The organism is Proteiniphilum saccharofermentans (assembly GCF_900095135.1).
In the GTDB taxonomy this organism is placed as follows: Bacteria; Bacteroidota; Bacteroidia; order Bacteroidales; family Dysgonomonadaceae; genus Proteiniphilum; species Proteiniphilum saccharofermentans.
The window spans coordinates 2,462,562-2,475,253 of the sequence record NZ_LT605205.1; the positions used below are offsets into that span (position 1 = coordinate 2,462,562).

The window sequence follows — 12,692 nt, forward strand, 5'->3', positions numbered from 1 at the left end:
CTTGCGAAAGTTCTGTCCGGTATTTTAATACTGCTGCAAAGGTAATGTCCTTATGCCTATCTTGCAATTCCAAAATTGCGTACACTCAGTGAAATAATTTTGGAACCCTTTCCGAACATTGGGATATAACTTATGAGGCGTACCGGAAAACTGTATTTGCGCATTCCATGCATGATATAGAAAACCTTATCCAGTTTCAAACCCGGATGCCACTTTTCAAAAATGTGGTTATCGTCAAAACCCCATGCAAAGACAGCTTTCGCATTCCGCAAAGTATCATGCTTATCGGAATGTCGGCTCAGTGTTTCGGAGAGCCCGTCAAAAATAATACGGGCGCCGGGAAAACTGTCAACAATGGAACATAAAAGCCGGCTGATTTCTTTTTCAGAAAAATACATGAATACACCCTCTGCTATAAAAATGAAATTACCGTCGGGATGTTTTTCACGTAATTTCTCCAGCCAACCGGGTTCAAACGCGGAACCGGAAATCAGGAACTGGTTCGGGTGTGTTGGCATGAGTTGTTTTCGTAATTGGATGCATTCGGGAATATCCAACTCATAGAAGATTGCTTTGGATGCATTTTTAACACGGCTATACCGGTCATCCAACCCGCATCCGATATTCACGACGATCGCCTTTTCACGCGTCGCAATGAAGTCCTCCAACCGTTCATCAATATATTTCAAACGGACGCAAGTCCCTAAGCGGCTCATCGTTTTGATGCCCGAATACTTCTCGAACGGATAACCTATCCTGTCCATCAATTCCTCACTTCTCCTGTCTCCCAGGACAGGATGTTTTTGCCGGGCATCCAAAGCACGCATATAAACCGTGATGAAAAGCGTATCGGCAATGTTGTCATTTATCGAAGGGATTACTTTCTCCATAATATGCTGATAAGTTTATAATATGCAAAAATAGGTATATCACAAAACAGTGTCAATACCTATATGTTATGATATTTAATCTGCTTCCCTACCATTTACGATAGGATAAGGAACGTTTCCGTTAAGCAAAAGGCCGGTTTACCCTCAAATCCGTCTAGGCGGCAGATGATTTAACCAATCTAAAAAACACACACAGTCTTATATAGAATATCAAATTGATTCTCAAACTATTCGAAGCACGATACATGACATTCTTTTACCCAAAAAATTGTTATTTTCAGGATGAGTTGTTATATTTGCAAATATAACCGACGTTATAATAACTGCCGTTATTTTTCTAAAGCGAAGAAGTTATGAAGTTTTATAATCGAGAAGCAGAAGTGGAAGCGTTGAGCAAGGCACGGGAGTTGTCGTTCAACCTACATTCCCAAATGACCGTACTTACCGGTTCCCAAACGGTGCGTTATGAGGTTGCTGATATGTTCCTCCGCTTTTGGTCCAGGTACTTCATCAAGTACAATCACCTGATTGAATCGCAGAATTTACCTGCTTTGGCAGACATTATAAAGAACGATTTCCCTGCTTATTCCGGCTTAACGCTCGAAATATACTTCCGTCAAAAGATGATGGAAAGCCTTGAGTTCCGTAATATTGGTTCTTGGTGGGAAGGCAAGAAAAGCACGGAGCAGAACGAAATAGATATTGTAGGCATCTATCTGGACGACAAAAGAGCTTTGGTTGCCGAAGTGAAACGGCAACGCAAGAACTTTAAGCCCGATTGGTTTGAAACGAAAGTAGAAGCGATCCGCAAAAAAATTCTGTTTCAGTATGAGATTGAAACAAAATGTTTCTCTATCGATGATATGTAAAAATAAGTTTATTTCCGCAGGGCTAAAAAGCCATTCATTTGTTTCTGTCTCCTTAAATTAAGACAAGCAAAAGCAAGGCCTACTCTCCAAAAGACACGAAAGTGTAGGGATACCCATCCGTGGTTATTACCGGTGTGGGGCTGGCTACGCCCGTAGTGGGGGCGTACGTATAGAATCCGTTGGCGGTTTTAGTCGACAGGGCGAGTACAAGTTATAACAAACGTTGCCCCGAAACCCACAAAAGAGGGGGCTCCTGATATTGTGACTATAGGACCCGTATTTTACAAATGAGGACTTTGGGAATATTTTTTATCGAGGTTTATGGTTTTCCCAATATTCTCTGGGTGTTACGATTTTTGTGCTTTTGTATTCAGACATTGTAAAATCGTTTGTGTTTCCTGTAATGATGAAATCGGCATTGCATTTTTCGGCAAGTTCCAAAATCATATTATCGTCCTTATCAGAAATGATGTTTAGTTTTGTATCCGGTTCGAATAACTCGGCCTTTAATCCGATTTCTGTCAGAATATTTTCGGCTTTACTTATGAAGTGTGGGAAACGAGCGAATTTGGGTCTTGACAGAACATCAAAATACTCCTGTATCAGTTCGGAGGAAACACAAAGCTGAATTTTGTCTTCAAAAAACAGTTCGTCAATAATCAGAAATGGATAGTTCTTTTGGATTAGAGCCGATACTATAACATTGGTGTCAATGACGATTCTTTGCATTTTGTCTTACGGCTTTAACTTCATCCGTTATTTCATCCATTGACATTTTTGAAAGATTGTACTTTTCGGCAAGTTCAACGGATTTCCGGAGGTTGCGTTTTTGTAACTCCTTGTTTACAATATCAAGCAATTCACTGAAACTTAATTTGTCATTCTTCAGCCCGAATTTATTGTATTCTATTTCGGATATGGATATATTGAGCGTTTTCATTTCTCTACTTTATTTATAATCGTATTCCAATATACAAATTCTCTTTCCTTATCAGCTTCTCTCCGGAATATTTAGTTACAGAACTTGTCCCAAGTATTTCTGACTAAGGATTGAAACAAAGATAATAAAAAGCATTTGGATAACACTGCGTTTCGACTTAAATTTTCACTGGTTTGATTTTTGTCGCCTGTTATGCCGGCATTACAAACGTTGCTTCCGAAACCAATCTGCCGGCAATATCTTTGAAATGGCCTGACAATGAATCTCCCCGCCGCAAGCGGTCAGGGTACCTTAGAGGTATGATCATAATTCCTACCTTACTACCCGAAAAAATCAGATACGGAATGACATTGCTCAAACAGTTGTTTGGGAGTTAATCCTGAAAACATCTTAAAATCACCGATGAAATGTGATTGATCGTAATATCCGCTATCGTATGCTAATTCTGTTAAGTTTTCCCGCACCTACCGCATAGGCCACGGAACGCATCGGACTTGTATTGTCGCCACAAGCAAAGACATTGGCTATACTTGTTTTCTGGAACATATCTGTTTTGATAAGCCCTTGTTCCGTTAGTTCGCAACCTAACATTTCGGGTATTTTGCAATGTTGTTCAAACGCAGGACGTGCGTAAAGGGCTTGGAGCGCAAAAGTTGAATGATCCTTAAAGACGATTTGCCTGATCTTTCCGTTTTCGTGATCGAAGGAAGCAATCTCTTTCTCAATCAACGGAATGTTATGTCTGGCAAATTTATCCGCTTGTTCCTGTGTAAAATCGGCCTTGCCGTTCGTGAAAACAGTCAGGTGCCGGGTAAGGTTCCGTACCAATTGCGCATAGTGCAAGGCAAAATACCCGTTGGCTAAAATACCTGTCCTTTCATTCTTTACTTCATAGCCATGGCAATAGGGGCAATGGATGACCGTAATTCCCCAACATGCTGAAAAACCCTCGATGTCTGTCATACGATTGAATTTTGTAAAACTGGCTCATCACATCAGGGATAAATAAAATCTTTGTCCAGGCACTGCGCCAACATCTTTTCCAATCCCCGTGAGGCAAGGTCTTTACCGATAAACACCAACCTGCTTTTGGGCATTTCCTCAGGGGGCCATCTCTCCCCCATTGTAATGGCCAGCATATTAGAGACCGACTGGACGATCACCTTTTGCGGCTCATCGTTTGCCCATATAAAACCTTTCACCCTGTATATATTTTTCGCCTGGATATTGAGGAACATCATCAGGCGATGGCCGAACCGGTCGAGGTTGAACGGCCTGTCGAACACAAAGCTGAGCGAACTGATGCTGTGATGGTGAAATTCCTCATGATTCGGATGTGTGTCAGGGTGTGAATGGTTCTCTACATCGGCATGTGGGGCCGGATGAAGAATGGGATGATCGTGCCCGTCCTTACCGGTTGCCCCGGATGGGAATATTTTGCCGTCGAAATCATCACGGTTGAATGCCATTATTTTTTCCAGAGGATAACCCGACTCTTTATCCCCCGATAGTATGACGGCAAACGGATTGATATTTCGAAGCAATTCCTCCAATCCGGAAAGATGTCCTTTACGCACCGTATCACATTTATTGATCAGGATGATGTCCGCAAAGGTAATTTGCTTGCGCGCCTCTTCGGTTTCTTCCAGTTGAAAATCGATCTGTTGGGCATCCACAATGCAGATGGTCCTTTCCAATTTGTAGCACTCCTCTATTTCCGGATAGACCAGGAACGGCTGTGCGATGGTCGCAGGGTCGGCTATGCCTGTGGTCTCGATGATCAGTTCGTCGAATTCATCGTTCCGTTTCCACAATGCATCCAACAGGTCGAACAGGTCTTCATTGAGGCTACAGCAAAGACAGCCGTTGTTCAACTCAAACACGTCCGTGCCGGGTGCGACGATCAGCCCGGCATCAATACCTTCCTCACCCAGTTCGTTTTCAATGATAAACGGGCGTATTCCTTTCCGGTAAGTAATGTATTCGTTCAGAAAGGTGGTCTTGCCGGCGCCAAGAAACCCGGAAATGATGGTTACGGGTTTTGCTGTTTCATATCGATTATTGTCCATGTTTACGTTTTTAGAGATTACAATATTTGCCTTGACGGATTCTATCAATATCTGTGTAATGGAAATACAAATATACAACTTTACCGCAAATGCAACACTGTTTCATTAAAAATAATAAGCCTCATACAAAACAGATTATCCTGTCTCCCCGCTATTAAACCTTTATAAAATCATCGTCCGGAAGTTGTTCTTGCAATATTCTGAAAAGAATATCCACTTTCGCTTTTCCTTCAGAGGGTTCTTCAACAAAATGAATATAGGTGAGTGTGGCTTTTCTCAATTCCGGGAAATTCAAATAACTTGGTGCATCAAAGACCAAAAGAGAGTGGTCAGGAAGCAAACCGCGAACCCCATGACCAAAGGTAGAAAAGTAGAAAACATCGTCCATTTCAAGCTCCTGGTCTCCTTATAAATCGTAAAAATAGTAGTGGAACAAGGATTGTGGAGTAAGCTGAACAGCATGAGATTTACAGCTGTCAGTGTTGTCCACCCCCCGGCATGTAAAATATCTCTCGTCTGGTTGATGGAAGCGGCATCGAACATCACTCCGGCACCATCTCCCACATCCGGCATCCCCGTCATCAGCACAGTGAGCATCAGTATTGTAGGAATCACGATTTCATTGGCCGGGATGGCAATGATATAAGCCAGTAAGATAACACCATTTAAACCGAAAACGAACGCCAATGGGTTTGACCAGTCGATAAAATATTCGGCCAGACTAATCCCGTCTATTTTAACATTGCCCACCAACCAGATGATAATCCCGGCGGGAATAGCAAAAATAATGGCTCGCCATAACACAAAAATGGTCCGGTCGATGAGCGAAGTATATAATGTTTGCCATATCCGTGGAGGACGATACGGGGGTAGTTCCAGGCTGAATGTGGAAGCTTCCCCTTTCAACACGGTTTTACTCAGTCCCCACGAAACGATAAGGCTCAGGAAGATTCCCAATAAGGCAACACCGACAACTGCCCCGGCGGAAACAATTCCGGCCATGCCTGCCGGTACAGCCGCCCCAATAAAGATGGTGGCAATCAGGATTTGGGTTGGCCACCGTCCGTTGCACAGCGAAAAATTATTGGTAATAATGGCGATGAGACGCTCCCTCGGACTGTCAATAACCCGTGCCGCCACAACCCCGGCAGCGTTACATCCGAACCCCATGCTCATGGTAAGCGCTTGTTTACCGTGCGCTCCCGCTTTGCGGAACAGATTATCCATGTTGAAAGCCACACGGGGAAGGTATCCGAAATCTTCCAGCAGCGTAAAAAGTGGGAAGAAGATAGCCATTGGCGGAAGCATGACGGATATCACCCATGCCATCGATAAATAGGCTCCGTCAATTAAAACGCCACTCAGCCACCATGGAAAATGAGCCGCCATGGTCAGTTCTTTCAACAAAGGATGCAATTTGTCAACCAACAGAGAAAACAACAAACCCGAAGGGTAATTAGCGCCCGAGACAGTTATCCAGAAAACACCTGCCAGCAGCAGAAACATGATAGGAAAGCCCAACCACCTACTCGTTACGATTTTATCGATCTTCAGATCGAGGCTGTAAGGTCTGCTCCCCGATATGGAAACTGTTTTCCGGGCAACCGCCGATGCTTCCGAGTAAATGGTTTCGATGACGGCATCGTGGAAGTTGAGTCCCAGATTCCAACGCTCCGTATTTGCCGCAGACAATATCTCTTCCCGCTCTTTTTCTGTCGGTAATTTCCTCTTTGAACTATCCGCATTTTCCGAAAGGGTAGAAGGTAAATCTTGCTTCAACAGGCCCAGATCACCCGACCGAATGGCGTCGATAATACTTTGGTCGCCTTCGAGTAGCCGCAAAGCGACCCAACTCACATTGGGAAGATCAGAGAAAACCTCGTTTATCTTTTCAGTAACAACCGATATTGCATGTTTTAAATTGGCCGGCTGGTTTTTTGTCCGGCGGGGCCGGCAAACATATTTCCCTGAAGCCACCTCTTCAATGGCAGCCAGCAACTCTTCCATTCCTTGTTTGCTCCGTGCCGACGCGGCAATGACCGGAATACCCAACTCGCGTGAAAGTGCACGTACATTTATTTCGATATGATTTCGCCGGGCCTCGTCCATCAAGTTAAGACAGAGTATGGCGCGATCAGTTATTTCAAGGATCTGGAGAGCCAAATTCAAATTTCGTTCCAGACGGGTTGCGTCAGCGACTATAACCGTAACATTCGGTCGGCCGAACAGTATGAAATCGCGGGCTACCTCTTCATCGACACTCGTAGAAAGTAATGAATAAGTTCCCGGCAAATCGACCACTTTATATCGTTTTCCACCGTAGGAATAAGCTCCTTCAGCACGGGTTACGGTTTTACCCGGCCAGTTGCCCGTATGCTGCCTCAATCCCGTGAGGTTATTGAAGACCGTGCTTTTCCCCGTATTGGGATTTCCTGCCAGCGTAATGACATAATCGGTATTTTCCAAGTCTACCCCCAAACGCATCAGGTTTTCCTTATGATATAGCGGGCAAGCTGCGCAACTATTCTGTATGTCCATAATACTCCTTTTCTTTGTTCCTGATGAAAATCTGATCGGACTGGTTTCTTCGAATCCCGATGGTAGTCCCCATAATGCGATAACCGACCGGGTCGCCTGACGCGCTTTGGATGATGGCGGAAATCCGCTGTCCGGGAACAATGCCCAAATCCATCAATCTGCGACGCTGTTGCCCTTGAAAATTGAGTGAAATCCCCACAACTTCCGCTTTTTCCCCAATCTTAAGCGACGAAAGCCGTTCTTGTTTGACACAAGCAACGTTTTCAGCCGCCACTATTTCTACGGTAACTTCCTTTGCGAATTGAGGGATCAGTGTCCGCTCTTCGCCATCGGCGGCGAATGTTATGCTATCTTTATCCGATTTCAATACATATATTTGCAATCCGGGGTACAGCCCTTCAATGGCAAGTTGCTGATAAATCTCCACCGGTTCATCCTCTATATGGATGATACGTGCCACATCACCCTCTTTTAACCCGCTCAACGGTTTCCCTTTATGTGTGGGGAGCTCCCCCGAGGCGGTAGGAATGGGATCACCGTGCGGATCAAAAGCCGGATTACCGATACGGGCAGCAAGCTTATCAATATCTTCGCCGGACATTGTGTGCTCCAGATAATCGGCCTGGGTATGCCATTTGGTATGGGCCAATCCGGTTTCATCGGCGAGGTAACGCTCCCAGAGGCGGTGCATCCGGATGACACGCAAAGCGTAAGAGCGTCCCGCTTCGGTCAGGATATATGTATCGTTTTTCGAGGAGACCAGCTCCAGCGATTGAAGGCGCTTTAAAAGACTGTTCAATTTTTCTTGTGATATGCCTAAATTGTTCAAAAGATTTTCCGATTTGCATACCGCGCCTTTGTATTCGCAATCGTATAAATATTTTAGAGCGTCTTCCAACAACACACGTTGCCTATAGGCTCCCAATTTTTTTAATTTTGCCAACAACCCTTTCTTGGGCCAAAACACCCAAAACAGGAAAAGTATAAGCAAAGCAAAAATCGATACCGAAACAATGGCATATAAATAATTCTCCATACGATGTTTGTTATGATTCGTTATTCAACCCAATCAATATTTAGACTCGACAAAGATATATATTTAGACTAATCTAACAAAAAAATAAAAGATTATCTTTATCTTTGTATGAAAAACAGGCTATGGCTTTTCAAACAAAAGAAGATTATCTAAAAAACATGTATATGATCGATGAAGAAATGGGAATCATTTCTTTGTCGGAACTTAGCCGACGCTTACGTGTAAGTATCCCTACAGTCAACAGCATGGTAAAAAAGCTTCACCATGGCGGGTGGGTTATTTACGAGAAATACCAGCCTGTAAGGTTGACCGACAAAGGAAAGAAAGAGGCTGCGCTTATCGTCCGGAAACACCGGATTGTTGAAATGTTCCTGGTGAAAAAAATGAATTTTGGTTGGGAAGAAGTCCACGATATTGCTGAACAAATAGAACATGTGAATTCGGAAATATTTTTTGAGCGAATGGATGAAATGCTCGGCAATCCCTCCTCAGACCCTCACGGTTCGCCTATTCCGAATCAAAACGGAATCATAACCTCTAAAAAATATATGCGATTGTCGGACGCAAAGAATGGATCTGTTGTAATTCTCAGGAGATTGCATAGCGACGATAGAGATTTATTAAACTATCTCAACGAAAAAAGAATATCTCTACACACAACCTTCATCATAGAGAACATTGAGCCTTTTGACAAAAGCATCAACATTCGATATAATGAAGGCGCTACGGCCACATTGAGCAAAGACGTTTGCGATATGCTTCTGGTAGAAGCAACATCACACAGAGATATCCCGTTCCCGGGGGACATCGGTTGACTGCATGCGAAGCATCCGGGCAAAAAGCCCATTTTGTTTTATAAGTGCTGACGGAGAACCGATTTCGGCTACACGTCCGTTTTCCAGTACGACGATTTTATCGGCATTGGCTACCGTGCGCATTCGGTGGGCGATGATCAGCACGGTACGGTTCTTGACGAGTTCCGAAATAGCGGCCTGTATTTTGGTTTCGTTCTCCGCATCCACAGAAGCAGTTGCCTCGTCCAGCAACACGATGGGCGCATCTTTCAATAACGCCCGGGCAATGGATATACGTTGACGCTCCCCGCCCGAAAGTGTACTGCCATTTTCACCGATAATCGTACGATATCCATCCGGGAGGTTGTGTACAAAGTCATCGCACTGAGCAGCATGCGCTGCACACAATACTTCTCCGTCGCTGGCATCTTTTTTACCGATGCGGATATTGTCCATCACCGATCCATTAAAGAGTACTACATCCTGAAAAACAATCGAATAATTTTTCAATAAGGCTTCAGGATCGATAGTAGTGATATCCGTACCACCGAGGGTGATGGTGCCGCTGTTTACATCCCAGAAGCGGGCAGCCAGTTTGGCCGCTGTACTTTTACCGCCGCCCGAAGGACCGATCAATGCTGTCACTTCTCCCTGACGGGCTTCAAACGAGACATCGTGCAACACTTTTTCCTCATCGTCTTTATAAGAAAAACCGACATGGTCGAAACGAATGGTATAATCGTCCACATAATAACCAGCGGTTCCGGTTTGTACAGGCAGATTCATAATTTCGTTCATCCGGTTGATACGAATATCGAGAAAGAACAGTACTGCTCCATGTTCCAATGCGTTGAGCAACGGATTAAAGATCACGGAAGAGAGGATCAGGAAGAACAGGTATGTCAGGAAATTTACCTTACCGGCAAGCAACAAGGTCGTCCCGACCAGTATCAGCGTGGGTATTCCCAACTTGATAAGGGCGTGCACGGTGTTAATGATCACCCCGATAAGTAACTCTCCTTTGATTTGCCCTTTCTCAAACCGCTCTTGCTCATTCGACAGCTCATGAAGATATATTTCTTCCTGTCCGTATGACTTGATCTCCTGGATTTGCTGAATCCCTTCCTGAATTTTCTCGGTAACCGCACGTTTTTGCAAATAACTTGTCTGATGCTCTCTCATCTGCATCTTCTTGGTGATCCAGAGAACGGTCAAGGCTACGGGAACGACCCAGAAGACGGCGAGTGCCAGTTGCCAATTCATAAAGCCGAGCCCGATCATCGCCAATATCAACGTGACAAATGAACCCACTAATTGCGGAACAGCATGTGAAAAGGTATGTTCCAGGTCGGTAGCATCCTGCATGACCGTTGAGGTAAGATCGGACAGGTTTTTCTCCCCGAAATAAGAAAGCGGCAGTTTACGTAGTTTTTCGGCAAGCGAGATACGGCGTACGGCGCTTTCGTTATACACATTCACATAGGTGTTTTCATATTGAAAACGGGTAATGACATAAATGATCCCGATAGCCATTATACTGAAGACAATATATTCCCATATAGAAGTCGTCACTACCTCCTTCCCATACAAATAGGGTGACAAGAAATGTTGCAGGAAAAGATATACCAAAATTACCGGCAGCATGAATGAAAAGTTCTGCAAAGTAGTCCATAATACTCCTTTGATAAAATCCCGGGCACCCTGTTCGCTCATGGCGAACCGTTTTTGTATATATTTAAGCATATTTTGTTGTCTTTCTAATGTCCCATTGGACTGATTGTTGATATTCGTTCCACATACGGCGGTAAAGTCCCTTCTTTTGAAACAATTGGGAATGTGTTCCCTTTTCGATAATGCGGCCTTGCTCCATCACCACGATGGTGTCGGCATCTGTCACCGAGGTGAGGCGATGAGCGATCATCACTACCGTCTTGCCGTGCATGAGACGACGTAACGCCTGCTGTATCTCCTGTTCGTTTTCGGGATCGGCAAAAGCGGTAGCTTCGTCGAGAAGCAGGATAGGAGCATCTTTCAGGAAGGCTCTTGCCAAAGCAATACGTTGCTGTTCACCACCTGAAAGATAAATACCTTCCGTCCCTATTTTTGTATCAAGACCAGCTGGCAGCTTGTCGATGATCTCGCGGCATTGCGCCAGTTCGATAGCCCTGTCGATATCGGCAGGTACTGCATCAGGATTGCCATAGAGAATATTATCCCGGATGGAGGTTTTAAAGAGTTCGGTGTTTTGAAAAACGAACGATATATGTTTCATTAGTTCTTCAGGATGGATCTGTTTTACATTGACGCCACCGATAGATATCACACCGCGGCCGGTATCCCAGAAACGGGCAATAAGGCGTGCCAGGGTCGTCTTCCCGCTTCCGGAAGCACCTACCAGCGCAACAGTCTTCCCCTGCGGAATAATCAGATCAATATGGGAGAGTGCATCTTTCGACGCCCCGTCGTAACGGAAAGAAACATCGGTAAAACGGATATCGTAAATGGCCGGCATGGGCGTCGACGGCCGCGGGGTCACAAGCTGCTGTTTTTCGTCCGTCATCGCTTCGATCCGCTTTACAGCTTCACCGGCCTGGCGATAACCATCGATAACGTACATCAACTTCATGATGCATTGCCCGAAAAAAGGTGTGATAAGCACGTAGAAAATCAGATTCAACGACACCTGTTGCCAGTTACCACCGATAAATATCAGAATAATTGCCAGGGGAACGAGCAGAAAAGCAAATCCGTTAATGGCTACGGTATAGACCGACATCGATTTCTTCATGGATGCGGAGTATTCCTTCACCCATTTGTTGTAATCCATGATACTATCATAAAACCGCTTAAACGAATAGACCGTTTGCTGGAACACTTTTACCACGGGAATTCCGCGTACATATTCCACTGCTTCGGCATTCATCGCTTCAAGCGAGGTCATATATTGCCGCATGGTGGCAGCATAGTTCTTCCCCATCATCAGATAAAACTGTGCGAAAGCAATCACCAGCGGGATCAGGCAGGCAAGCCCCAGACGCCAATCGAAGACGAACATCAATATGAGCGTGGTGACAAACACCGTTATGCCTCCGGCCAGGTCAGGCATCTGATGTGCAACAAATGTGTGAATAATGCCCGCATTATCATCAATCACTTTCCGCATCTTTCCGGTACTGTTCTTTGTGAAAAAGCCCAACGGCATGTGCACTGCTTTTTGCATAGCCGAATAACGCAGATTGCGCTCAAGGCGGAAAGCAGCCAGATGCGATAACATCAGCGAGGTAAAATAAAGCAGAATAAAGAGGATGGAAAAACCGAAGGCCCACCAGGCATAACGGACAATTTCATTACCCGAAGCGGAGGCTCCTTGCGTGAATAACAGGCGGATGATCAACCATACGCAAACGAACGGTATCATCCCTATCAGGTTTCCCAAGACCGAGAGCACGATGGAAAATGGCATCAGCCCACCTTTCTTTCCTATATGGCTTCTCAACAGGTTGAATGTGGATGTTTTTTGTCTCATAGGCAGCATTGTGTTTACATTTTTCACAAA

At 44.7% G+C, this 12,692-nt stretch carries 11 protein-coding genes; 2 read left to right on the forward strand and 9 right to left on the reverse strand.

Annotation, left to right across the window (positions count from 1 at the left end; genetic code table 11):
- Positions 1 to 56 precede the first annotated feature (56 nt).
- Complete coding sequence (locus PSM36_RS09695; protein WP_076930733.1) at positions 57 to 890, reverse strand: class I SAM-dependent methyltransferase; 834 nt, start codon at positions 888 to 890, stop codon at positions 57 to 59.
- 353 nt (positions 891 to 1,243) lie between these two features.
- Here PSM36_RS09695 and PSM36_RS09700 point away from each other — a divergent pair, with 353 nt between their 5' ends.
- Positions 1,244 to 1,759 (forward strand): DUF234 domain-containing protein, encoded by a 516-nt coding sequence (locus PSM36_RS09700; RefSeq protein WP_076930734.1) that lies wholly within the window; start codon positions 1,244 to 1,246, stop codon positions 1,757 to 1,759.
- A gap of 309 nt (positions 1,760 to 2,068) precedes the next feature.
- On the opposite strand, the gene PSM36_RS09705 is transcribed toward PSM36_RS09700, so the two are convergent.
- From PSM36_RS09705 to PSM36_RS09730, 6 genes are all read right to left on the reverse strand, one after another.
- Positions 2,069 to 2,488 (reverse strand): putative toxin-antitoxin system toxin component, PIN family, encoded by a 420-nt coding sequence (locus PSM36_RS09705; protein WP_076930735.1) that lies wholly within the window; start codon positions 2,486 to 2,488, stop codon positions 2,069 to 2,071.
- On the reverse strand, positions 2,469 to 2,699 hold the full coding sequence (locus PSM36_RS09710) for a hypothetical protein (protein WP_076930736.1): 231 nt from the start codon (positions 2,697 to 2,699) through the stop codon (positions 2,469 to 2,471). Before PSM36_RS09710 ends, PSM36_RS09705 begins: the two co-directional genes overlap by 20 nt.
- Positions 2,700 to 3,128: 429 nt before the next feature.
- Positions 3,129 to 3,662 carry an FAD-dependent oxidoreductase gene (locus PSM36_RS09715; protein ID WP_232001403.1) on the reverse strand — a complete coding sequence of 178 codons (534 nt, stop codon included), beginning with the start codon at positions 3,660 to 3,662 and terminating at the stop codon, positions 3,129 to 3,131.
- Positions 3,663 to 3,694: 32 nt separating this feature from the next.
- Positions 3,695 to 4,768: a CobW family GTP-binding protein gene (locus PSM36_RS09720; protein ID WP_154671002.1), complete on the reverse strand. Its 1,074-nt coding sequence runs from the start codon at positions 4,766 to 4,768 to the stop codon at positions 3,695 to 3,697.
- Positions 4,769 to 5,059: 291 nt separating this feature from the next.
- Positions 5,060 to 7,306 carry a ferrous iron transport protein B gene (gene feoB / locus PSM36_RS09725; RefSeq protein WP_197684896.1) on the reverse strand — a complete coding sequence of 749 codons (2,247 nt, stop codon included), beginning with the start codon at positions 7,304 to 7,306 and terminating at the stop codon, positions 5,060 to 5,062.
- A complete protein-coding gene (locus PSM36_RS09730; protein ID WP_076930738.1) occupies positions 7,290 to 8,342 on the reverse strand; it encodes a metal-dependent transcriptional regulator in 1,053 nt (350 codons plus the stop codon). The genes feoB and PSM36_RS09730 overlap by 17 nt, the downstream gene beginning before the upstream one ends.
- A gap of 164 nt (positions 8,343 to 8,506) precedes the next feature.
- On the opposite strand from PSM36_RS09730, the gene PSM36_RS09735 reads away from it, so the two are divergent.
- Positions 8,507 to 9,157 carry a metal-dependent transcriptional regulator gene (locus PSM36_RS09735; protein WP_197684897.1) on the forward strand — a complete coding sequence of 217 codons (651 nt, stop codon included), beginning with the start codon at positions 8,507 to 8,509 and terminating at the stop codon, positions 9,155 to 9,157.
- On the opposite strand, the gene PSM36_RS09740 is transcribed toward PSM36_RS09735, so the two are convergent.
- Positions 9,119 to 10,879 (reverse strand): ABC transporter ATP-binding protein, encoded by a 1,761-nt coding sequence (locus tag PSM36_RS09740; protein WP_076930739.1) that lies wholly within the window; start codon positions 10,877 to 10,879, stop codon positions 9,119 to 9,121. The genes PSM36_RS09735 and PSM36_RS09740 overlap by 39 nt on opposite strands.
- Complete coding sequence (locus tag PSM36_RS09745; protein WP_076932171.1) at positions 10,872 to 12,662, reverse strand: ABC transporter ATP-binding protein; 1,791 nt, start codon at positions 12,660 to 12,662, stop codon at positions 10,872 to 10,874. The genes PSM36_RS09740 and PSM36_RS09745 overlap by 8 nt, the downstream gene beginning before the upstream one ends.
- Positions 12,663 to 12,692: the final 30 nt, after the last annotated feature.

What these genes read in the sequence shown, in the direction of transcription:
- PSM36_RS09695 (WP_076930733.1), bottom strand. Translation starts at nt 890, where the DNA reads ATGGAGAAAGTAATCCCTTCGATAAATGACAACATTGCCGATACGCTT.
- PSM36_RS09700 (WP_076930734.1), top strand. Translation starts at nt 1,244, where the DNA reads ATGAAGTTTTATAATCGAGAAGCAGAAGTGGAAGCGTTGAGCAAGGCA.
- PSM36_RS09705 (WP_076930735.1), bottom strand. Translation starts at nt 2,488, where the DNA reads ATGCAAAGAATCGTCATTGACACCAATGTTATAGTATCGGCTCTAATC.
- PSM36_RS09710 (WP_076930736.1), bottom strand. Translation starts at nt 2,699, where the DNA reads ATGAAAACGCTCAATATATCCATATCCGAAATAGAATACAATAAATTC.
- PSM36_RS09715 (WP_232001403.1), bottom strand. Translation starts at nt 3,662, where the DNA reads ATGACAGACATCGAGGGTTTTTCAGCATGTTGGGGAATTACGGTCATC.
- PSM36_RS09720 (WP_154671002.1), bottom strand. Translation starts at nt 4,768, where the DNA reads ATGGACAATAATCGATATGAAACAGCAAAACCCGTAACCATCATTTCC.
- feoB (WP_197684896.1), bottom strand. Translation starts at nt 7,306, where the DNA reads ATGGACATACAGAATAGTTGCGCAGCTTGCCCGCTATATCATAAGGAA.
- PSM36_RS09730 (WP_076930738.1), bottom strand. Translation starts at nt 8,342, where the DNA reads ATGGAGAATTATTTATATGCCATTGTTTCGGTATCGATTTTTGCTTTG.
- PSM36_RS09735 (WP_197684897.1), top strand. Translation starts at nt 8,507, where the DNA reads ATGATCGATGAAGAAATGGGAATCATTTCTTTGTCGGAACTTAGCCGA.
- PSM36_RS09740 (WP_076930739.1), bottom strand. Translation starts at nt 10,879, where the DNA reads ATGCTTAAATATATACAAAAACGGTTCGCCATGAGCGAACAGGGTGCC.
- PSM36_RS09745 (WP_076932171.1), bottom strand. Translation starts at nt 12,662, where the DNA reads ATGAGACAAAAAACATCCACATTCAACCTGTTGAGAAGCCATATAGGA.